The organism is Acinetobacter courvalinii, assembly GCF_014635545.1.
GTDB classification, from domain to species: domain Bacteria; phylum Pseudomonadota; class Gammaproteobacteria; order Pseudomonadales; family Moraxellaceae; genus Acinetobacter; species Acinetobacter courvalinii.
Window position 1 is genome coordinate 1,411,808 of record NZ_BMDA01000001.1, and the last position, 21,738, is coordinate 1,433,545.

The 21,738-nt window shown below is 42.9% G+C and carries 19 protein-coding genes; 8 read left to right on the top strand and 11 right to left on the bottom strand.

Annotated elements, in window-relative coordinates; all coding sequences use genetic code 11:
• The first annotated feature begins 327 nt into the window (after window positions 1–327).
• The 3 genes from IEV39_RS06320 (at window position 328) to abaF (ending at window position 5,135) form a co-directional block, all read left to right on the top strand.
• Entirely contained in the window at window positions 328–1,899 is a 1,572-nt protein-coding gene (locus tag IEV39_RS06320; RefSeq protein ID WP_005285492.1) for an APC family permease, read from the top strand.
• 190 nt (window positions 1,900–2,089) lie between these two features.
• Window positions 2,090–3,670: an aldehyde dehydrogenase (NADP(+)) gene (locus IEV39_RS06325; protein ID WP_005285488.1), complete on the top strand. Its 1,581-nt coding sequence runs from the start codon at window positions 2,090–2,092 to the stop codon at window positions 3,668–3,670.
• Between the two features lie 163 nt (window positions 3,671–3,833).
• Entirely contained in the window at window positions 3,834–5,135 is a 1,302-nt protein-coding gene (abaF, locus tag IEV39_RS06330) for a fosfomycin efflux MFS transporter AbaF (RefSeq protein WP_005285478.1), read from the top strand.
• A 42-nt stretch (window positions 5,136–5,177) separates the two neighbouring features.
• Here abaF and IEV39_RS06335 read toward each other — a convergent pair whose 3' ends face one another.
• From IEV39_RS06335 to IEV39_RS06360, 6 genes are all read right to left on the bottom strand, one after another.
• Entirely contained in the window at window positions 5,178–5,960 is a 783-nt protein-coding gene (locus IEV39_RS06335; protein ID WP_005285475.1) for an AraC family transcriptional regulator, read from the bottom strand.
• A 46-nt stretch (window positions 5,961–6,006) separates the two neighbouring features.
• Window positions 6,007–7,269, bottom strand: a complete 1,263-nt coding sequence (locus IEV39_RS06340) for an FAD-dependent oxidoreductase (RefSeq protein WP_005285473.1) — start codon at window positions 7,267–7,269, stop codon at window positions 6,007–6,009.
• On the bottom strand, window positions 7,269–7,499 hold the full coding sequence (locus tag IEV39_RS06345) for a 2Fe-2S iron-sulfur cluster-binding protein (protein WP_005285471.1): 231 nt from the start codon (window positions 7,497–7,499) through the stop codon (window positions 7,269–7,271). The genes IEV39_RS06340 and IEV39_RS06345 overlap by 1 nt, the downstream gene beginning before the upstream one ends.
• Complete coding sequence (locus IEV39_RS06350) at window positions 7,500–8,603, bottom strand: NAD(P)/FAD-dependent oxidoreductase (protein WP_005285469.1); 1,104 nt, start codon at window positions 8,601–8,603, stop codon at window positions 7,500–7,502.
• A complete protein-coding gene (locus IEV39_RS06355) occupies window positions 8,600–9,532 on the bottom strand; it encodes a 4-hydroxyproline epimerase (RefSeq protein ID WP_005285466.1) in 933 nt (310 codons plus the stop codon). The genes IEV39_RS06350 and IEV39_RS06355 overlap by 4 nt, the downstream gene beginning before the upstream one ends.
• Before the next feature lie 187 nt (window positions 9,533–9,719).
• Entirely contained in the window at window positions 9,720–10,403 is a 684-nt protein-coding gene (locus IEV39_RS06360; RefSeq protein WP_005285464.1) for a GntR family transcriptional regulator, read from the bottom strand.
• Between the two features lie 420 nt (window positions 10,404–10,823).
• On the opposite strand from IEV39_RS06360, the gene IEV39_RS06365 reads away from it, so the two are divergent.
• Window positions 10,824–11,738 (top strand): DMT family transporter, encoded by a 915-nt coding sequence (locus IEV39_RS06365; protein WP_005285460.1) that lies wholly within the window; start codon window positions 10,824–10,826, stop codon window positions 11,736–11,738.
• 71 nt (window positions 11,739–11,809) lie between these two features.
• On the opposite strand, the gene IEV39_RS06370 is transcribed toward IEV39_RS06365, so the two are convergent.
• Both IEV39_RS06370 and IEV39_RS06375 read right to left on the bottom strand, forming a co-directional pair.
• A complete protein-coding gene (locus IEV39_RS06370) occupies window positions 11,810–12,745 on the bottom strand; it encodes a dihydrodipicolinate synthase family protein (protein ID WP_005285459.1) in 936 nt (311 codons plus the stop codon).
• Window positions 12,746–13,039: 294 nt separating this feature from the next.
• Entirely contained in the window at window positions 13,040–14,428 is a 1,389-nt protein-coding gene (locus IEV39_RS06375; protein ID WP_005285457.1) for an amino acid permease, read from the bottom strand.
• A gap of 353 nt (window positions 14,429–14,781) precedes the next feature.
• Between IEV39_RS06375 and fahA the strand changes: the two genes are divergently transcribed.
• From fahA to IEV39_RS06395, 4 genes are all read left to right on the top strand, one after another.
• On the top strand, window positions 14,782–16,086 hold the full coding sequence (gene fahA / locus IEV39_RS06380; protein ID WP_005285455.1) for a fumarylacetoacetase: 1,305 nt from the start codon (window positions 14,782–14,784) through the stop codon (window positions 16,084–16,086).
• Complete coding sequence (gene maiA / locus IEV39_RS06385) at window positions 16,073–16,705, top strand: maleylacetoacetate isomerase (RefSeq protein WP_005285453.1); 633 nt, start codon at window positions 16,073–16,075, stop codon at window positions 16,703–16,705. The genes fahA and maiA overlap by 14 nt, the downstream gene beginning before the upstream one ends.
• A 19-nt stretch (window positions 16,706–16,724) precedes the next feature.
• Complete coding sequence (locus IEV39_RS06390) at window positions 16,725–17,273, top strand: VOC family protein (RefSeq protein ID WP_005230124.1); 549 nt, start codon at window positions 16,725–16,727, stop codon at window positions 17,271–17,273.
• Between the two features lie 269 nt (window positions 17,274–17,542).
• Complete coding sequence (locus IEV39_RS06395; protein ID WP_005285450.1) at window positions 17,543–18,322, top strand: IclR family transcriptional regulator; 780 nt, start codon at window positions 17,543–17,545, stop codon at window positions 18,320–18,322.
• Window positions 18,323–18,390: 68 nt separating this feature from the next.
• On the opposite strand, the gene hppD is transcribed toward IEV39_RS06395, so the two are convergent.
• The 3 genes from hppD to IEV39_RS06410 all read right to left on the bottom strand — a co-directional run bounded on the left by hppD (window position 18,391) and on the right by IEV39_RS06410 (window position 21,604).
• Window positions 18,391–19,446: a 4-hydroxyphenylpyruvate dioxygenase gene (gene hppD, locus IEV39_RS06400; protein ID WP_005230119.1), complete on the bottom strand. Its 1,056-nt coding sequence runs from the start codon at window positions 19,444–19,446 to the stop codon at window positions 18,391–18,393.
• A 536-nt stretch (window positions 19,447–19,982) separates the two neighbouring features.
• The gene (locus IEV39_RS06405; RefSeq protein WP_005285448.1) at window positions 19,983–20,627 is read right to left on the bottom strand and encodes a hypothetical protein; all 645 of its coding nucleotides are present in this window, start codon (window positions 20,625–20,627) and stop codon (window positions 19,983–19,985) included.
• A gap of 11 nt (window positions 20,628–20,638) precedes the next feature.
• Complete coding sequence (locus IEV39_RS06410; protein ID WP_005285446.1) at window positions 20,639–21,604, bottom strand: 5'/3'-nucleotidase SurE; 966 nt, start codon at window positions 21,602–21,604, stop codon at window positions 20,639–20,641.
• Between the last annotated feature and the right edge of the window lie 134 nt (window positions 21,605–21,738).

Consider the following 21,738-nt stretch of genomic DNA (forward strand, 5'->3'; position numbering starts at 1 on the left):
TCCAGCCGATGAAATAAAAATGCTTTTATTTTAATCGGCTTCAGGAAGTGCATGATACCTTGAAATGCGCTAATGCCCTATCTCTTTCAGATTCTTTCTAAACTTTTGCTACAGCAAATTTATTTGTCTTTTTTGCCATTGCTCTAAAACACCAGCTTAGCCGATTAACCTTACTCTGATCTACTTGTAAATTTAACAATAAATTTCAATTACTTAATTATTTATTAATGATCAAATTCAAAAATGTAATACATTTCTATTTACCATTAAAATTATATCGTATACGATATTCAAAATAACTAGAGCAATACCGTTAAGGAAAACGTGATGTCAGGTCAATTTAAGAAACAACTCTCACTCATGGATCTCACCTTCATTGGTTTAGGTGCCATATTTGGTTCAGGATGGTTATTTTCTGCCAGCCATGTCGCGGCACAAGCTGGTCCCGCAGGTATTATTTCCTGGCTGATTGGCGGTTTTGCCGTTCTCATTTTAGGAATTATCTATTGTGAACTCGGCGCTGCTCTGCCTAGAGCTGGAGGGATTATCCGCTATCCGGTATTTTCCCATGGCCCCTTACAAGGATACCTGCTTGGTTCAATTACGGTCATTGCATTTTCAAGCCTGATCGCCATTGAGGTGGTTGCAGCCCGTGAATATGCAGCCGCCTGGTTTCCCTCACTGACAGTTATCCATGATGGTATCCGCTCACCGAGTGTTATCGGTTGGCTATTTCAATTTGCACTGTTATGTCTGTTTTTTGCGCTCAATTATTTCAGTATCAAGACTTTTGCTGTCGCCAATAATATTATTAGTATTTTGAAGTTTGCAGTCCCCGTTTTAGTCATTGTAGCCCTCCTGTATCACTTTAAACCTGCAAATTTTAGCATGACTGAATTTGCACCAATGGGAGCACAAGGCGTACAAGGCGCTGTTTCAGCAGGTGGGATTATTTTTGCATATCTCGGTCTCACGCCTATTATTTCTGTTGCAAGTGAAGTAAAACGCCCACAATTCACCATTCCATTTGCCTTGATTTTATCTGTTGTCCTGGCCACCGTGATTTATGTGGTATTACAAGTTGCTTTTCTAGGGGCAGTACCAACAGATATGTTAAATCATGGTTGGCAAGGCCTAAGCAATCAGTTCCCGCTTCCCTATCGTGATATTGCCATGTTACTGGGTTTAGGATGGCTAGCCATGCTGGTCGTATCCGATGCCATTATCTCACCTTCCGGTTGCGGTAATATCTATATGGCAGCCACGCCACGGGTCATCTATGCCTGGTCAAACAGTAATACATTTTTCCGTATCTTTACTCGAGTGGACCCGAAATCAGGTATTCCGCGTTATGCATTATGGCTGACTTTTGCATTATCACTGTTTTGGACCATGCCATTTCCTTCTTGGGAAAAGCTTATCTCTGTAGTTTCAGCCGCATTGGTTCTCAGTTATGCGCTTGCCCCAATTACTGTCGGTGCTTTACGCCGTAATGCACCGGATTTACCACGCCCATTCTTCGTAAAAGGCTTTACATTTCTTGGTCCGGTTTCTTTCATCATTGCTTCATTTATTGTGTATTGGTCTGGCTGGAATGTGATTTCGTGGTTACTTGGTTCACAAATTGTCTTGTTCGTTCTTTATGTGCTCTTTAAACGCTATGTACCAACACATGAAGTCAGTTTGGCTCAACAATTGAAATCTTCTGGCTGGCTCATTAGCTATTACATTTTAATGATCGTTGCATCCTATTTAGGTAGTTTTGGTGAAGGTGCTTCCCATGTGCTTGTAGCACCTATGGATACCCTACTGGTTATGGTGATTGCGATCGCTTGTTACTACTGGGGTATCAATTCAGGTTTGCCAAAAGCCATGATCAAAGATGACAACGAAGCTTAATAACGATCCTTACAGAGAAAGCCAATTGTCGAGATGTTGTAGCTGCCAAGCATTGTATATGAAATACGCTGAGCAAACCTGCCTCTCAAAAATTTTCAATCGATTCGTCAACATAAACACAGCCTACTTTCAAACTTATTTTAAAAGAAGGCCTCGTATTAATTTTCATTTCCATCACATGAGGAAGAATATGTTTAATCTTTCAGGTCAGAACTTTATTGCAGGTCAACGCTCAAGCGCAGGCGAGAAAGCTGTTTTCAGTTATGATGCAAGTACTGGTGAGCGCCTACCTTATCAGTTTGCTCAGGCTACAGCAGAAGAAGTGAATCAAGCAGCTCAAGCCGCATATGTCGCATTTGCCGTATTTAAACAAACCTCTCCCGCTGAACGTGCCCATTTACTTGAAAGCATTGCCAATGAAATAGATGCACTAGATGATCAGTTCATCAGCATCGTCTGTCAGGAAACTGCCTTACCTGAAGCGCGTATCCGTGGTGAACGCGGGCGAACCACAGGCCAGTTACGTTTATTTGCCCAAGTGCTACGTCGTGGCGACTATTTAGGAGCACGTATCGATCAGGCTTTGCCAGAACGCCAACCCTTAGCCCGTCCAGATTTACGCCAATACAAAACTGGTATTGGCCCGGTTGCGGTGTTTGGCGCAAGTAATTTCCCACTGGCATTTTCGACAGCTGGCGGAGATACTGCCTCGGCGCTTGCCGCGGGTTGTCCCGTTATTGTCAAAGCGCACAGCGGCCATATGGCAACTGCAGAATATATTGCAACGGCCATTAGTACTGCAATTAAAAAATGTGCCTTACCAGACGGGATATTCAGCATGATCTATGGGCAAGGTGTAGGTGAGGCCCTGGTTAAACATCCACTGATTAAAGCTGTGGGTTTTACAGGATCTTTAAAAGGAGGGCAAGCTTTATGTGATCTTGCAGCTGCACGCCCTGAGCCGATTCCAGTATTCGCAGAAATGTCGAGCATTAACCCGATGATTCTGCTCCCTGAGGCCTTAAAGGTCCGTGGTGATAAAATTGCGGCAGAGCTGAGTGCTTCGGTTGTTTTAGGTTGCGGTCAATTCTGTACAAATCCGGGTTTAATTCTTGGTATAAAATCGCCTGAATTTAGTCAGTTCCTAATCCAGTTCACTCAGCATATGGCACAGCAGCCGTCACAAACCATGTTGAACAAAGGTACCTTACAGAGCTATCAACAGGGACTGGATGCATTACTTGCCCATGCTAAAATCCAACATTTAGCGGGGCAGGCACAACAGGGAAACCAGGCCCATCCTCAGCTGTTTAAAGCAGATGTATCCCTGCTACTTGAACAGGATGAATTATTGCAGGAAGAGGTCTTTGGACCAACAACGATTGTAATTGAAGTTGAATCTGCCCAACAACTGAGCCTTGCTCTGGCTGGTTTGCGCGGTCAACTTACCGCATCTTTAATCGCTGAAGCACAAGATCTCAATGACTTCTCCGTACTTATTCCATTATTAGAAGAAAAGGCTGGGCGCCTGCTGCTTAATGGTTATCCAACGGGTGTTGAAGTTTGTGATGCAATGGTACATGGCGGACCGTATCCAGCCACTTCAGATGCACGCGGAACTTCAGTCGGTACTCTGGCTATTGAACGCTACCTTCGCCCGGTGTGTTATCAAAACTACCCTGATCATTTACTACCACCTGCCCTGCAAAATGCCAATCCGCTTGGGATTCTGCGTTTGGTCAATGGAGCAATGACCGCAGCTGCACTTTAAAATTATTCAGGAGTTCATTGCCGACAATGAACTCCTTTTTATTTCAATCTAAAAATCTGAATTACAGGTGATTCATCTGTATACCAATAAAAATACAAAACAAGAGACTCAAACCCATACAGCTCTCATCAGTAGAGAAGCGTTTGAATAAGGATATTAATCTATGACAACTTTAAAAAAGGTGGTTGCCGCCTCTATGGTTGGCTCCGTTGCAGAATGGTACGAATTTTTTCTCTACGGCACAGCTTCAGCACTGGTCTTTGGCGAACTGTTCTTTCAACAAACAGGCAGCGCTATTGATGGTATTTTGGCTGCCTTTGCCTTATATGCTGTTGGCTTTCTGGCTAGGCCTATTGGTGGTTTAGTATTCGGTCATTATGGTGATAAATTTGGCCGAAAAAAACTATTACAAATCAGCCTGATTATTGTGGGCATAACCACTTTTTTAATGGGCTGCATTCCAAGTTTTCATCAAATTGGTTATTGGGCCCCGACACTACTGGTGATCCTACGCTTAATTCAGGGCTTTGCTTTTGGCGGTGAATGGGGCGGCGCAGTTATTCTGGTTTCCGAACATAGTCCTGATGATCGACGCGGATATTGGGCTAGCTGGCCCCAAACCGGAGTTCCTTTGGGAAATCTGGTCGCAACGCTGGTGCTCCTGCTTTTATCTAAAAACCTGTCCCCAGAACAATTTTTAGATTGGGGATGGCGCTGTGCCTTCTGGTTCTCGGCCGTGGTGGTACTGATTGGTCTATGGATTCGTAAGAATGTTGACGATGCCGACGTATTTAAGCAGGCACAAGCAAAACAGCAACTTATTGAGAATCAGCAACTGGGGATTATTGAAGTCTTAAAATATCATAAGAAATCAGTGATTGCGGGGATTGGAGCCAGATTTGCTGAAAACATCTTGTACTATATGGTGGTGACCTTTTCGATCAGTTATTTAAAGCTTGTGGTGCATAAAGATACTTCCCAGATTTTGCTCTTGATGTTTGGAGCACATCTGATTCATTTCTTCATTATTCCACTGATGGGACATTTAAGTGATGTTTTCGGGCGTAAACCAATTTATCTGATTGGTGCAATCCTTACGGCATTTTGGGGATTTATCGGTTTTCCTTTAATGGATACAGGCAATGATTGGCTCATCATGTTGGCGATTGTGCTTGGCCTGTTTATTGAATCAATGACTTATTCACCCTATTCAGCTCTCATGACAGAATTGTTCCCAACACATATTCGTTATACCGCTCTGTCTTTTTGCTATCAGGTTGCACCAATCATGGCGGGTTCCCTCGCTCCACTCATTGCCCTTAGTCTATTGAAAGAATTTAATAGCTCGACTCCTATTTCACTTTATCTGGTTGCAGCAAGTCTAATTTCCATTATTTCAATCCTGCTGGTCAAAGAAACAAAAGGTCGCTCTTTGGCATTCGAGGATAAAAAAACTTCTTGCTAATACACGTTGATGAAATAGGCCGTCTCGCTGAACAGGCCTATTTCAGGATTCGTTTATCAACTTTCCGTACGATTTAGTGGCTTTATATGTACCTCTAAATAAAGTCGGCGACATGCCTGTATGTAGTTTGAATTGACGGCAAAATGCACTATGGTCGGTATAACCACAGCGTAAGCCAATCTCGGTAATGGCTAAATCTGTTGCCAATAGTTCTGTTGCGACTTGCAAACGAATCTTGCTAATCATTTGCCGTGGCGTTAAATGGTAAATTTTTTTACAGTACCGTTCTAACTGTGCAACTGATACCCCGGCAATTGCAGTCAAATGAGCCAAAGTAATTGTTTCAGCATAATTTTTCTTGATATATTCCTCAACTTGCACCATTTTATAAAATGCGGGATGGGTATTTTCTGGCACATTCAAATCATTGGAAATTCCAGCTATCCCCACCAGCTTGCCAGCAGGATCAAATAAAGGCTCTTTATAGGTTAAACACCATCCTGACTGGTTTTTCGCATACAAATGAAGTTCAAGCTGCTCAGAAAGTTTTTTGCCACGGCGAATCACTTGCAGATCTTGTGATGTATATATTTTACCGAGTGAATGGGGGAAAACCTCTTCCGAAGTTTTCCCCAGCAAGGCTGCTTTCTCTTTTAACCCACACCGATTGACCAGAGTTCGATTGACAAACACATAGCGTGCTTCCGTATTTTTAATAAAAAAAACCACTGAAGACAAAGCATCGAATAAAGGTTCTATATTTTCCAGATTCTTTAGAAAATCGTCTAATGTTGAAGTGAGTTGAGGAATATGAGCCAAGGACATGAGCTAGAGCAGAACCGAAATAATCACTGTCCTACTCTAGAACATTTTATTTTTGATTTAAAGAACATGTCGTCATCGACATTAAGCTTTTTACCCGTGTCGGCAGTAAGGGTGGTCGAGCACTAGAAAGTGGCCAGTCAAATAAGCAAGCTGCTGCAGTCGCACAGGTACTTCCCTGACAAGCACCCATTCCACAACGTGTATGCAACTTTGCATCGATCCAGTTCGCTCTTTCAGCAACCTGATCAAACCTTACATCTTCACAGCGGCAAAAAATCGTTTGTGGACGGGCCAATGTTTTTAACTCAGAACGTAACTTGAAACTTTTCTGAAGCAAAGTGGCAAATCGTTGATAACGCTGTTTTTTGGCAAAGAACTGCCTTGCTTTTTCATATTGAGCAATTGCAGCATAACCGGCAATAGCCCCTTCAACTATAGCCAATTCACTCCCTCCAAAACCGGTACACTCACCTGCCGCAAAAACCTGTGGTTGTGAACTACGCTGATATTCATCGACAACGATGGCCTGATCTTTGATCTGACATCCCAGCAACTGTCCGAGTTGGATATTTGGGATCAGGCCAAAACCATAAGCCAGACGATCACACTCAACCTCGATAATGCCTTTTGGAGTTTGCAGTCGTACGCGTTCAAGGCGTTCTTGTCCAATGGCCTCCACAACATAACTGTCAGGTTGATATAAGCGATGAGGTAATGACAATGCCTGAAAGATTTTTGCAGGCCAACGCCAAAGCTGTAGAGCAAACTTTCGTACTGTCGAATGATTCGCCTGCTCAGCGACATATAATACCTGCGCTCCAGCTTTTTTAGCTGTATCAGCGCTAGCCAATAACAAGGGGCCTGATCCGGCAATAACAATACGCTCATCGTGTACAGGCGTACCGGCCTTGACCAAAGCCTGCAAACCACCTGCGCCTGTTACGCCCGGCAATGTCCAGCCGGGAAAGGGTAAGAAGAGTTCTCTGGCACCTGTACATAGTATCAACTGGCGATAAGTCACATTCAGACTGTCATGCGCGCGCTCAACCAGTAATTGGCCAGTAAAAGGTGCTGCGACAATCTTGGCACCAAACATAAACTCAATATTAGGTTTGGTTTGGATCTGCCTATATGTTTGTTGCGCCAGTTCTGGATCTGGAAAAATCGGCCCTGCCCGCCAAATCTGACCGCCGGCCTGAGGATTATTATCCAGTATTAATATACGCTCCCCGCTTTCAGCAGCTGCAATGGCAGCGGATAAGCCTGCGGGACCGGCACCGACAATCACAATATCATATTCTGTTTTCATTATTGCGTTTCCACCTGCATGCCTTGCTGACACAATGTTTGGCAAGCCAATACTCTAAACCCGTTAATCTTGACACGGCACTCCTGACAAACGCCCATGCCACAAAAAGGAGTACGTTGCTCCCCACGAACAGACACACGGCTATAGGATTTTGCCTGCGCCAAAGCAGCAGCAACGGTCATTCCATCCATCACAGTCAAGCAATTGCCGTTAATAAAAAGCTGGATCATTTATACAGCTCCAATAAAACGATCAGGTAAAAAAGGTTCAGGATCAATACCGAAAGGCAATCTACAGATATGTGAAGCAATCAGCTTTGCCGTACCTGTAGCCGTGGTCACCCCGAGTCCTTCATGACCTACGGCTAAATAAACGGACCGAAAAGCCGGATGCCGCCCAATGACTGGAATGCCATCTGGTGTTGCTGCACGAAAACCCGTCCATGCCCGAATAATATTGAGATCGGCCAATGCTGGAAAATAGTCCACCGCTTCTTTAAGTACACGAGTAAAAACTTCTGGCTCGACTGTCGGATCGACAGTATTAAACTGGCGCGATGAGCCAATAAACAGCTGGCCTGTCGGCCTAGGCTGGATATTACAAGCAACTGAGATACCACTGGTGGCTTGTGTACTGGCAGCATAGGCCAAGGCCACCAGTGTATGTTGTACCTTTAATTCAGGATAACGATCGGTAATAGCCAAATGCCCCTTTTTAGGCTCAATAGGTAACTCGGGGAAAAAATCTGTCACATGAATGCCATTTGCCAGAATAATATGTTCTGCTTCCAACCAGATTCCATCACTCACTTGAACCCGATTTTCTTCAATGACAGTCACTTTGCTTTGTTGGTACTGAATCTGCTGTGGAAATTGTTTTAGTAACCATTCGGCAGCACAGGGTGCATATAGAATCCCATCATCCAACACTTCTAATCCACCATAAACACCCTGTTTTAAATGGGGTTCAAGCTGGCGAATTTCTTCGCTAGACCGGAGCTGGCACCTGACGCCTTGTGCGCTAAGTCGTTGGTATTTTTCTTCGGCAACCTGCATTTCTTCAGCGCTGCTCGCAAGCCACAAGGTTGGAATCTGACGATAGGCACATTCTTCTGAAAGCTGCTTTCCCAATGTATGCCACAACTGAACCGACCAATGACTGAGTTGGAGTTCGGCTTCCAAATCATCCATAATCACCAAATGCCCCATGCCTGCGGCTGTCGCACCTCCTATACGCGCATCTAAAACAAGGACACTTAGTCCTTGCCGTGCCAACTCATAAGCACAGGCCGCTCCGACAATACCTGCACCAATGACAATTACATCGGTGCTCATAGCTGAATGCCCCAGGCAAATGGATCCTTTTCATCCATAAACAAAATGGCTTCGGCACTCATATAAGCTTCACCCCGAATCGTCGGAATCACATATTCCCCAGCCTGTTCATAAGACGCAACAAACTGACTTCCAATGATGCTGGCCTGTTTCCATAACGTTCCTGGCTCGAGTTTGCCATCGGCCGCCAAACACGCAATTTTTGCACTGGTTCCGGTTCCACAGGGTGAACGGTCATAAGCTTTTCCAGGGCACAACACAAAATTTTTACTGTCCGCCTCGGTATCACTTGTGAATAACTCGATATGGTCGATTTCCTGTCCATCCTTGCCTGTGATCCCTTGCGCGTTTAGTGCTTGTCTCACGGTCCATGCGTATTCAGTCAGTTGTTCTAGATGATCACTTGTAACACTTTGACCATGGTCATTGATCAGGAAGAACCAATTTCCCCCCCAAGCGATATCGCCAGTCACTTTTCCATACTGTGCTATTTCAACTTCGACCGCTTTTTGGTAACGATATGCAGGTACGTTGCGGACACTGACCGAACCATCCTCATGCAGGGTCGCTTCAATATCTCCTACAGGCGTTTCGATTAAGTGGGTGCCTACTTGTATTTGTCCCAGGTGTGCCAAGGAAGCCACCAAGCCAATGGTTCCATGACCACACATGCCCAAGTAACCTGTGTTATTAAAAAAAATCACGCCAGCACTGGCTTTAGGGTTAACAGGTTTACATAATAAAGCACCAACCAGAACATCATTACCCCGTGGTTCCAACATGGTTGCTGTACGGAAATGATCATATTGTTCTGACAAGATCTTACGGCGGCTTTCCATATCGCCTGAGCCCAGATCTGGAAAACCCTCAAGCACTAATCGGGTCGGTTCTCCACCTGTATGTGAATCCAAAACCTTTACTGTTTTCATCCGAATATCCTTTCATTTTTTTCTAGGATGACTCAACAGAACATATCAGGCTTGATCATTTTCGACTTAAAATATGACGAAATCGGCATAGTTTTAGACGAGAACTTTTTTAAAAATCAAAGACAAAAAAATTAGGTCATTGGACCTAATTTAACTCATAGCAATAAGGGACAAACATCAACTACACTTATTTTTTGTTCGCCTTGTAATGTGGCAGATGTTCATATAATGACTGACACACACCATTAATATGCTCTTCAATCAACCTGACCGCCAAATCAACATCTTTCGCTTTGCAGGCTTTCACAATTTCTTTATGTTCATCATTGGCTCTGGATTTACCGGATGAGACATTCATTTGTAGCCTGAGATAACGCTCAATCTTGTCGTAAATCGAACGGATCAAACTGAGCATATAGGGACGTTGTGCTGGTTCATACAGACAGGCATGCAATTGCCAGTTTAGTGTGGTCCAGCTTCCGATATCCATCGTGTCAATAAAAGCATTACAAATTTCTTCTGCTTTCCGATAAGTCTGTTCGGTCATGTTCGGCACAGCCAACTGGATCAGTTTGGTTTCCAGCATCACCCGTACCTCAAAAATCTGTGCCAGTTCCTCTTCAGAAATACGGGTAACAATAGCACCACGATTCTTTTTGAACTCAACCAGACCTTCTGTCTCAAGTTGCTTCAAAGCTTCACGAACCGGGATTTTACTGACATTAAAAAGCTTGGCAATTTCATCCTGACGAATTGGTTCACCTTCAGCAATATGTCCAGCAATAATTGCCTCTCTAATATATTTCACAATCACTTCAGACACTGAAGGTAGTGCACCTAAATCCGATACATTAAAAGATGGTAGCGTCACGGATATTCTCTTTACCTCAAGATATGACAAAAAAGAAAAGCTTTGAACTCATCCAATATATTGAAATCATAGCTTTTTATAAACATATTTATTCAATCTAGTTTAGCATTGATCAAATCAATTTTATTAATCATTTTGACCTGCGACATGAACAGATTTTTTAAAAAATGAACCATTGGTTAAAGTATACCTTATACAATTTTATTGACAAAATGACTATTCACTATGCTGAAATCGTCATCAAGATGAAGTTTTTATTCAAGTTAAAATCGTAATACACAGGCATACTCTAATTTCTTATGACGGGAAAACGTCAACTTCTCTCTTAGCACTCAACTCAGTCTTTAATTATGCACGGTAAACCATTTTACCCTGTACAACAATGTCTGCGTAAAAGCTTTCACGTTTGAGCCAATCTTTATGAATATGCCAACCAAACCAGCTTTTTCCCTCAATTATTACACTGGTTTCCTATCTGTATTATTTGCTGCTTTTTTATGGGGAAGCGCAGGCACAGCAGCTTCTTTTGCTAAGGGGATCAGCCCAATCGTCATCGCCAGCCTTTCAGTATGTTTCGGCGGCTTAATTCACGCATGTCTCAGTTTTAAAGCAATTCAAAAAAATTACCTAAAACTGTTTAATTTCAAGACCAAGATTTGCATCGCCGTTATTGTTTCAATCCTTTGCCCTTTTGCTTTTTATTCCTCTGTCTCTTTGGCAGGAGTATCGGTCGGAACTGTCATTTCAATTGGTTGCGCTCCTTTATTTTCAGTTTTGCTGGAATGGTTTTTCGACAAACGTAAGCTCTCTCTGCAATGGTTCATCAGCTTTGTTCTCGGTTTCACTGGAATTGTTTTTCTTTGTTTTTCCAGTGACCATCGCCCTCAAGATCAGGTTATTTCTTCTGAGCATATCCTAGGTATATTTTTTGGGCTGCTTTCCAGTCTCAGCTATGCGACTTACTCCTGGATCATGAAAAACCTCATTCATGAAGGGGTGGATTCAAGGGCTGCAATGGGCGTTATTTTTGGTATTTCAGCGGTTCTCTTATTTCCAACCCTGTTCATTACAGCAACTCACTTATTCGATTATGCAACGAATATCTGGGTAGCACTCTATATTCCCCTTGTTCCCATGTTTCTGGGGTATTTATTTTTTAGCTTTGGACTAAAACGTATTCCTGCCAGCCAAGCCATGACTTTAGCTTTGGTAGAAATTCCGGTGGCCACCTTATTGGCTGTCTATTTAGTCGGGGAAAGCCTGACGTTTAATAGCTATTTAGGACTAGTCTTGATTTTGCTATGCGTGATCGTGCTGACTAAAAAAAAGGACTGAGATCTAAACCAGCTTATCAGAACTAAAAAAGGCTAGATTTCCTAGCCTTTTTTAAAATTAACAGAGCTTACTCAGATCTCAGCAGACCAATTACGATACCAAGTACGGAACAATGCATATTGCGTTTCAACATACTTGCGCTGAGATTCACTTAATGCATCTGTCTCGTTGAAATGCAAACTGTATTCTTTATCCCCATTCAGTACCATTAAGTACTTATAATAAAGAACCAGATCTGTTCCTTCATCGAATGATGAAAGTACTTCTAAAGCACCAGACAGCTCTTGAGCCAAGCGACGTGCTTTCGCATCACCTGCTGCAGCTTTTTTGCTTAAATCCACCAGCTGTAAAACTTCTTTCGGTAATGCATTGCCAATTCCTGTAATTGCCCCTGTTGCATTACAGTTCACAAAACCATGAAAGACTTGGGTATCCACACCCGCCATCAAGGTGACAGACTCATCTTGCGAAGTAATAAACTCCGCCGCATAGCGCATATCAGCCGCACCGCCAAATTCTTTGAAACCGATTAAATTCGGGAATTCACGACGTAACTCAAAAAATAAGTCAGCGCGAGTAGCAAAGCCATAATATGGGCTGTTATAAATGACCGCAGCCAGATTTGGTGCAGCTTTTAATATGGCAGAAAAATGGGCTTTTTGTGCGGCTGGAGAAGCGCCACGTGACAACACTCGAGGAATAACCATCAATCCGTGCGCACCCACTTTTTCAGCATGTGCCGCATGAGAGACTGCTTCTTTAGTATTCACTGCACCAGTTCCCACAATTGTCGGGATACCCGCAGCTACCAGACGAGCGACACCTTCTTGACGCTGAGCTTCGGTCAATAACGGCCAGTCCCCCATTGAGCCGCAATATACAACCGCACTCATTCCAGCTTCAATCAGTTCGTGCCCTTTTTTCACAAGCGCATCAAAATCAGGCTCACGGTTAGGTGTACATGGAGTCATCAACGCCGGGATACATCCTGTAAAAATATTGCTCATAATTATTCCTCTATCATCAAGATTAAAACCATTCATGGTTATGCATTCGTGTGCTTCCAATTTAAAAACGAATATTAGATAAATTGGCTTACTCTACATTTTGAATATCGTATACGATATACATGAATAAAAAAAGCCCTTTCTAAAAAAGAATCTCACTCATTTATCCATCGACAAGATCTGATCCGTTATTTGCAAAGAGAATTTTCTAAAAATAATTTAAATTCAATCTTATTTTTCTTAACAAAAAGGGCTGAAAATTCAGCCCTTTTATTTACATCATTTATTCAAAATTTATGCATCTGTATTCAAGGCAACACTGGGTTGCGCATTTTTCAACTTACGCTGCTTCAAATAATACGCCAGCATTAAACACAGAATCCAGCCAGGAATCATCATCACCGCAATACGCATATCTGGTGTTAATGACATGACCACCAAGATTCCCAGCATAAAGATCATGCAAAGATAATTACTAAATGGATAGGCAATACTTGGAAATTTGGTTGTAACGCCTTGAGCCTGCATGGTTTTACGGAACTTGAGATGTGTCCACGAAATCACCACCCAGTTAATCACAATGGCAGCCACCACCAGCATCATCAATAGACCAAATGCTTTTTCAGGAAATGCATAGTTCAACAATACACACAAAACCGTTACAAAAGCTGAAAGATAAACAGCATTGGTTGGGATCCCGCGCTTATTGATATGCTTGAGGAATTTCGGTGCATTGCCTTGTTGAGCCAGACCTAATAGCATACGGCTGCTGCAATAACTGGTCCCGTTATAAACTGATACGGCTGCGGTCAGAATCACAAAGTTAAGTAAAGTCGCTACACCCTGGCTATCCAGTGAGGCAAACACCATCACGAATGGACTTCCACCTTGTGCCATCTGGTTCCAAGGAAATAATGCAAACAGAATGAAAAGTGTCGCAATATAGAAAATCAGGATACGGTAAATAATCTGATTGACGGCTTTGGGTAGGGTTTTATCCGGTTCACGCGCTTCAGCTGCAGTAATCCCAAACAACTCGATGCCACCAAAGGCAAAGATAATGACTGCCATCGCCATGACTAAACCTTCAACACCAAACGGGAAGAATCCACCTAATGCCCAAAGGTTACTGATGCTGGCCTGTGGCCCTGCTGTGCCGGTTGCTAGCAAATAGGAACCAAAGGCGATCATGGCCAGAATTGCCAGAATCTTGACAATGGAAAACCAGAACTCCATTTCGCCAAAAAATTTGACGTGTAACAGGTTGATACCGTTAATTAAAATAAAGAAAGCCAGTGCTGAAACCCAGGTCGGTATTTCAGGCCACCAATACTGAATATAGAGACCAATTGCACTCAACTCTGCCATACACACCAGAACATTGAGTACCCAATAGTTCCAGCCCGACATAAAGCCTGCAAATGAGCCCCAGTATTTATAGGCAAAATGACTGAATGAACCACTCACTGGCTCTTGTACGACCATTTCACCTAACTGACGCATCATTAAAAATGCAATCAGTCCTGCAATCGCGTAACCCAATATGACCGAGGGGCCTGCCAACTTGATTGATTGGGAAATCCCGAGAAACAGACCTGTACCAATTGCACCACCTAGCGCGATAAGCTGGATGTGCCGATTGCTTAAACCATGTTTCAGGTTTCCTTGCTCCTGTTTTGACATATGATTATTCTCGTCCTTGTAGCGTAATTTTTTTATCTAAAATTACGTATATCATAAATTAATCACCAATGCCTACCTCTAATCAAAAAATATTTGATTTACTTTTCAGATAACCGCGCATATAAACAGAAAATTCAATAAATAACAAATATTATGAATAATGTAATTAAATTATGTATTGCGTAATTAATTATTTTCAGTATGATAGAAATCATAAAGTCGATATTTCTTGCTTGAGCCAAGACAGCTCAATGGATAAGACGAAAAATATGTATCGTTTTTTCAAAAGCTTGAACATAGCAAGATAAAAATTTAAACGTTTTTCACAGAATGAGAGACAAGGAAGGTACAACATGGCGCAACAATTAAACTCTTTTCTTGAGATTGATCCACAATCAGATTTCACAATTCATAATTTGCCTTACGGAATCTTTAGCGAAACAGCCCAAGGAGATCAGCGTGTTGGTGTTGCGATTGGTGACTGGGTACTCGATCTTGCAGCTTTGGAAGCAGATGGCCTACTCCACAGCAGTGTGCCGAACTGTTTTAATCAAACCACACTGAATAAATTTATCGAGACCGGTAAACAAAACTGGCAAGCCGTTCGTAAAACCTTACAAAGCTTACTGTCTGCTGAAAATCCTGCATTACGCGATAACACAGACTTACGCCAGAAAGCCTTATTCAAACAAGACAGCATTACCCTGCATTTACCTGTGCATGTGCCTGGTTACACCGATTTCTACTCATCTAAAGAACATGCCACCAATGTGGGCACCATGTTTAGAGACCCGAAAAATGCACTGCTCCCTAACTGGAGCGAACTGCCAGTAGGCTATAATGGTCGTGCCAGCTCTGTAATCGTCAGTGGTAAAGATATTGTCCGCCCTTCTGGTCAGATCAAGTTACCGAATGAAGAACGTCCTGTTTTTTCAGCAACACGCAAGCTCGACTTTGAGCTGGAAACGGCGTTTGTGGTGGGTAAAGCGACTGAACTGGGTGAACCGATTGCGATTGAAAATGCATGGGATCATATCTTTGGAATGGTGCTCTTAAACGACTGGTCAGCACGTGATATCCAGCAATGGGAATATGTTCCGCTGGGCCCGTTCAATGCCAAGACTTTTGCCAGCGCGATTTCTCCCTGGATCGTCACCATGGAAGCCCTAACGCCATTTAAAGTGCAAGGCCCGGAACAACAACCGCAACCTCTTGCTTACTTACAGGAAAATGTTGCCAACAGCTATGACATTCATCTGAGTGTTGAAGTGCAAACCCCTCAAGCACAACAAGCAGAAGTGATTTGCCAGACCAACTTTAAATATATGTACTGGTCAATGGCACAACAACTGACCCACCACACCATTGCAGGCTGTAATGTTCAGGTTGGCGATTTAATGGGCTCTGGTACTATTTCAGGGCCAACTGAAAACTCTTACGGCAGCTTGCTTGAGTTGACCTGGAATACCACCAAGCCACTTCAGCTATCCAACGGTGAAACACGTGGTTTCCTTGAAGACGGCGATCGTGTGGTCATGAAAGGTTATTGTGAAAAAGATGGCATTCGCGTGGGCTTTGGCGAAGTTGCCAATACCATTTTACCCGCACGTCACTTTGCTTTTAATGAACAAAAGGACGAGCGCTATGAAACTGTATAGCTATTTTCGTAGCTCGGCCGCGTACCGTGTCCGTATTGCGCTGAACCTGAAACAGATTGCCTATGAAACTCAGCCTGTTCATTTAGTCAAAAATGAACAGCAACAGGCAAATTATGTTGCGCTGAATCCAAGCCAACTTGTTCCTACGCTGATTGATCAGGATCAGGCGCTTTCACAGTCACTCAGTATTTTGGAATATCTGGAAGAACAGTATCCAGAAAAGCCACTGTTGCCTAAAGATGTGATTGAGCGCGCTCAAGTACGGGCCTTTGCTCAGGTCATCGCCTGTGACATTCATCCGCTGGATAACCTGAGAGTGTTGAAATATCTCAAAAATGATCTTGCGGTCAGCGATGAGCAAAAAAATCAATGGTATCAGCACTGGATTATTGAAGGCTTTAAAAGTCTGGAAAAACAGTTGCAGCATTCCAATGGGCAATTCTGTTTTGGCACACAAGCCACTTTTGCTGACTGTTGCTTGATTCCTCAGGTCTATAACGCCAAGCGCTTCAAAATAGATTTAAGCGCTTTTCCAAAAATTGAATCGATTTATCAACATTGTCTAACCCTTCCAGCATTTTTACATGCTGCACCAGAACAACAACCAGATTGGGAATAGCGATAAAAGGAGTTTTATCATGAGCTTTGCAATTAAAAAAATTCACCATGTGGCCTATCGCTGTAAAGATGCCAAAGAAACCGTGGAATGGTATAAAAAAATGCTCAACATGGATTTCATTCTGGCCTTTGCAGAAGACCATGTGCCGTCTACCAAAGCCTTCGATCCTTATATGCATCTCTTTCTCGATGCCGGACAAGGCAATGTACTGGCATTTTTCGAACTCCCGACCCAGCCTGAAATGGGACGTGATGAAAATACACCACAATGGGTGCAACATATTGCCTTTGAAGTTGAAGACTTAGATGCCTTGATGACAGCAAAAGCACATCTGGAAGAAAACGGGGTCAAGGTGCTCGGTGTCACCAACCATGGTATTTTCCATTCGATCTATTTCTTTGATCCTAATGGTCACCGTCTGGAGCTGACCTACAATGATGTGCATGCTGATGCAAAAATTGCACGCATTACCGAAGAAATGAAACTGGAAATGCTGGACGAATGGAGCCGAACCAAACGTGCCCCACACCATACGCACTTCCTACATGAAGATGAATTAGGCGCCTAATTCATCTTCATGCGTTCGGCATTGGGGATCTATCGCTTCAATGCCGATTTTTATTGCCTGAATTTAAGTCAGGTATCGGCTGTTCATGGCCGATCGATGCTTGCCATACAAATATCGTGTAAGCTGATTAAAAACAATTGTATGCTTATACAATTCACCTATTTAAATCATTTAAAAAGGTGATTTCTATTTTAGCTCATGCTCAGGCATTATGTACTGCAGTAAAACGAAATACGGATCGCGAACGTATGCAGATTAAGGGTTAATGAATGATTGAAGAAAAGTTATCTGGTGGGGTTCAATCACTTGAGGTCGGTTTAGCCGTACTCAATGCCCTTTTGGAACATAACAAACCGATTATATTAAAAGAACTGTCTAGCCGACTGGATATGCACCCTGCCAAGGTTCACCGTTATCTGGTCAGCCTGATCCGCATGAATTATGCCAAACAGCTTGAAGATGGTCAGTATGCCTTGGGTGATCAGGCATGGCGTCTGGGTCTAAACTGTATTCAGCATACCGATGTATTACAACTGGTACAGCATCTGATTTACGAATTACAAAACAAGATTGGTTGCGGTATCCAGATCAGTAAATGGTCACCTAGAGGCCCGCTCGTGGTGCAGTCCATTGAGTCAAACCACCCGATTTCAATTGTCACCAAAGTGGGTTCGGTTATGCCTCTGATCAACTCCGCTGCGGGACGGGTATTTGCCTCTTATATGCCAGAGGCAATCATTAAGCCGCTGATGCTGGCTGAATGGGATAAAGCTGCACAGAACCATTACCCGATCAAACCGAGCAATTGGGATGAGTTCCTTGCCCTTAAACAGACCACACTGCAACACGGTATGGCGATCGCACAAGGCGATCTGCTGGTCGGGATCAATGCGGTCGGTTTACCAATTTTTAATGCCCATCACTCGATGGAGTTCTGTATCGTGGCGCTGGATAGTGAAATGTTTTTCTCGGTACAGGAAGGTAGTGAAAAACTGGAACTGTTTAAACGCGAAGTGGCTGCCATCAATCAATATATTCAAACCCGTTAATTTTTAGACAGTCAAAAAAAAGCCAGAAAGTTCACTTTCTGGCTTTTTTCGTTTCTGCCAGTTTTAGCTTATTTTGCTTCTAATACACCACGGCGAATCTGGTCACGCTCGATTGATTCAAACAGTGCCTTGAAGTTGCCTTCGCCAAAACCATCATCATCTTTACGTTGAATAAATTCAAAGAAGACAGGCCCGAGCATGTTTTGCGAGAAAATCTGTAATAACAGTTTTTTCTGACCATCTTTGGTGTTGCCATCCAGCAAGATACCGCGTTTTTGCAGCTCTTCAGTTGGCTCGCCATGATCCGGTAAACGCTCTTTCAACATTTCATAATAGGTTTCAGGCGGTGCTGTCATAAACTCCATGCCTAAACCTTTTAACTTGTCCCATGTTGAAATCAGGTCATCGGTAATAAAGGCAATATGCTGGATGCCTTCACCATTAAAGTCTGCAAGGAACTCGGCAATCTGACCGTTACCCTTGTCTGAATCTTCATTCAATGGAATACGGATCATGCCATCAGGTGCAGTCAAGGCTTTCGAAGTTAAACCGGTATATTCACCTTTAATATCGAAATAACGGATTTCCTGGAAATTAAAGATTTTTTCATAGAAGTTCGCCCAGTATTCCATACGTCCTTTATAAACGTTATGGGTTAAATGGTCGATTTCATTTAAGCCTGCGCCTTTTGGATTACGCTCGACATCATCAAAGAAAACAAAGTCATTTTCATAAATATCACGGTCTACCAGGAAGATTGGCATACCACCAATACCCTTGATTGCAGGAATATTCAATTCCATTGGACCCGCTTGTGAGTACATCGGCTCTGCGCCCAGTTCAATTGCATTTTTAAATGCCTTGGCTGCATCACGGGTTCTAAAGCCCATTGCACATGCAGATGGACCATGTTCTTTAAAGAAGAATGAAGCATAGGATTCTGGCTGGTAATTCAAAATGATATTGATATTACCCTGGCGCCATAAATAAACTTTTTTAGATTTATGCTTCGCCACCTTGGTAAAGCCGATTGTTTCAAAGATCTGGTCTAATCCATTTTCCGTCGAAACAAATTCAATAAAAGCAAAACCACATAGTTCTAATGGGTTATCTAAAATGTCCATCTAGTTTCCCTTATTTAGATTAATTCATCCGTTGTGAATGCAAATTCCCATGTTTTGTGTTGGCTAAGCTAAGCTGACTCAACAAACTGGTACTACGATGCATTACGTTTAGAAAAGGTCACCGGTGTTTTTATAAGTATGTCAAAAGCATCCGTGTTGAAACCTTTCCTTCCATAAGTAAGCCCATGCAATCGTAAAGTATGAACTTTTTCTGCATAGGCCCTCAACCATAAATTCATGCTACAAGAAAGATTTAATTTATGCAATACATAATTAAATTATGTTATGTGTAATTTTATAGGTTTTTTCTTATCCAACATCAGCTGTTTTTAAGCTCCATTCGGGCTCATTCTTGCAGGAGACAGAATTTAAAAAGAAAAATGCCATGAACTAAATCAGACATTGGTCTCAAGAGCAGAAAATTAGCGCTTCAAAAGCAGAATATTATTTTGAATAAAAATCAAGAAGGTCTAGAAATAAGGAATATAGAAGATGAAGGCATACCGATAACACACATTTATCGGTATGCTCGCATTTTAGGATGGAAATGCCCAAAGATCCTGAGCACCGATGCGATCTGATAACAATCTGAAAGCAGCCGGTTCCAGCTCCTGATCGACCACGATATAGCCTTTTTCATTATTCTTTAAGGCTGAACATTTATTTTCAGTGAATTGATAACTCGCGGTATTTGCCAATGCGCTTTCACTGATTTTTGCTGTAAAGCGACAGTTTTGATCGAGTGAAAGCATTTGTCCTTGCGCTTTCACTTCAACTGGAATTGAACTGCCGTCAGCCAAAGATAAGGTATAGCGTCCCACCAGCTCATTCACACTTAGCTTTTGATCAGCAATTTTTTCATAATGGGCAAACTCAAGCTTGAGATTTTTATCGCTTTGATTGCTATGCCAGGTGTTAGTTGCTACATCATAATGCATTACGATCTGAGCACGGTCCTGTTCATCATTCAAAACCAGCAGCTTGCTGCCATCCGCGCCTGAATAGTATTTACCCACTGTCGGCAATTCCTGATCGGTTTCGATACTGACCGAATAAGTACCCACCGCTAAAGCAGGCACTGGCTCAGGCTTCTCGACGGGCTGTTCTTGCCGGTCATGGTTGTCATCATGACAAGCGCTCAAGGCTAAGCCAAGAAGTAATATCCATAAACAACGTTGCATTGGCCTTCCCCTTATTTAAACAGGTTTTTAAGACGGATCTTGAGCCATTGTTGCGCTGCAGGACGATGGTCATAGGCCACTTGCATTGCAGTCACTGCTATCTTGCTTTGCACCACCGCACTTTCATCTGTTGCCTGAGCTGCTGTCGGGGCACTGGAATTTATGCCAAAACCTAAACCGTATTGATTAGCACCTTTATCATCTTTGCTGACTTTAAAATTAAAGTTGTACAGGTCATAGCTACCAATTTTCGAGAAGGCGAACGGCGTGCTGGTGCTTAAGTTCTTTGGAAAGTTGACATTCAATGTAATGCCTTTCGGTAACAAAGTACCCTGTCCGGCTTTATTTTGCAGCTCTTTCAATAATACGACTGTCTGTTTTGCCACAATCACGGAATTGGCATTATTTAAGGTCTTGTCATCCACCGTATTGGAGTCTGCACTTAAGGCAATCGATGGAATGCCTCGGGCTGCCGAAAACTGTACATTGCCAATCGTGCCAGAATGAACCACCACCCGACCAACATTCTGCCCTTCATTGGGTCCAGACAGGACCAGATCCGGGGCTTTGCCCCAGCGCTTATTGGCAACCACATCCAGACCATACGCAGTGGCCATAACCGGTGTACCGTGCACATAGTTCCAGTCGCCATTGTTATAACCGGCTTTGCTAAATGGGCCTGCGGCTGGTGCCCCAATCGCTGCTGCTCCATTATGGCAGCCGTTTTCAGCCGCAATCTGCTTATCATTGTCTGCTGAAATTACGCTGGCACTGTACATCACGATCGCCCCGCCACGCCCACTTTGCGGTGAACATGGCACAGAGACCAGCACACTATGACCATTGGCCTTTAACTCGTCATACAGCGCTTTGACATTACTGGTTAAACCATCATCGTTGACGATTAAAATATTTAAAGCAAAGGTCTGCATGCTACAGCCCGCTAAAATTAGTCCACCCCAAAAACGCTTTTTCATCCTTCGATCACTATGCAAAATATTTGCTAGAAACAATAGTGCTGGAATATGAAAATTTTATGACCCAGCCCTCTTAAATGCTTTAGAAAACAAGCGGCTTCAAATGTGAGTGACTGTCTTAAATTCTTAACAAA

Excerpts from the sequence above, each read along its gene's own strand:
- IEV39_RS06340 (WP_005285473.1), bottom strand. The coding sequence starts at position 7,269 with ATGAAAACAGAATATGATATTGTGATTGTCGGTGCCGGTCCCGCAGGC.
- IEV39_RS06410 (WP_005285446.1), bottom strand. The coding sequence starts at position 21,604 with ATGAAAAAGCGTTTTTGGGGTGGACTAATTTTAGCGGGCTGTAGCATG.
- IEV39_RS06325 (WP_005285488.1), top strand. The coding sequence starts at position 2,090 with ATGTTTAATCTTTCAGGTCAGAACTTTATTGCAGGTCAACGCTCAAGC.
- IEV39_RS06350 (WP_005285469.1), bottom strand. The coding sequence starts at position 8,603 with ATGAGCACCGATGTAATTGTCATTGGTGCAGGTATTGTCGGAGCGGCC.
- IEV39_RS06370 (WP_005285459.1), bottom strand. The coding sequence starts at position 12,745 with ATGAGCAATATTTTTACAGGATGTATCCCGGCGTTGATGACTCCATGT.
- hppD (WP_005230119.1), bottom strand. The coding sequence starts at position 19,446 with ATGGACATTTTAGATAACCCATTAGAACTATGTGGTTTTGCTTTTATT.
- IEV39_RS06375 (WP_005285457.1), bottom strand. The coding sequence starts at position 14,428 with ATGTCAAAACAGGAGCAAGGAAACCTGAAACATGGTTTAAGCAATCGG.
- IEV39_RS06345 (WP_005285471.1), bottom strand. The coding sequence starts at position 7,499 with ATGATCCAGCTTTTTATTAACGGCAATTGCTTGACTGTGATGGATGGA.
- IEV39_RS06320 (WP_005285492.1), top strand. The coding sequence starts at position 328 with ATGTCAGGTCAATTTAAGAAACAACTCTCACTCATGGATCTCACCTTC.
- maiA (WP_005285453.1), top strand. The coding sequence starts at position 16,073 with ATGAAACTGTATAGCTATTTTCGTAGCTCGGCCGCGTACCGTGTCCGT.
- IEV39_RS06390 (WP_005230124.1), top strand. The coding sequence starts at position 16,725 with ATGAGCTTTGCAATTAAAAAAATTCACCATGTGGCCTATCGCTGTAAA.
- IEV39_RS06365 (WP_005285460.1), top strand. The coding sequence starts at position 10,824 with ATGAATATGCCAACCAAACCAGCTTTTTCCCTCAATTATTACACTGGT.
- abaF (WP_005285478.1), top strand. The coding sequence starts at position 3,834 with ATGACAACTTTAAAAAAGGTGGTTGCCGCCTCTATGGTTGGCTCCGTT.
- IEV39_RS06405 (WP_005285448.1), bottom strand. The coding sequence starts at position 20,627 with ATGCAACGTTGTTTATGGATATTACTTCTTGGCTTAGCCTTGAGCGCT.
- IEV39_RS06355 (WP_005285466.1), bottom strand. The coding sequence starts at position 9,532 with ATGAAAACAGTAAAGGTTTTGGATTCACATACAGGTGGAGAACCGACC.
- fahA (WP_005285455.1), top strand. The coding sequence starts at position 14,782 with ATGGCGCAACAATTAAACTCTTTTCTTGAGATTGATCCACAATCAGAT.
- IEV39_RS06395 (WP_005285450.1), top strand. The coding sequence starts at position 17,543 with ATGATTGAAGAAAAGTTATCTGGTGGGGTTCAATCACTTGAGGTCGGT.
- IEV39_RS06335 (WP_005285475.1), bottom strand. The coding sequence starts at position 5,960 with ATGTCCTTGGCTCATATTCCTCAACTCACTTCAACATTAGACGATTTT.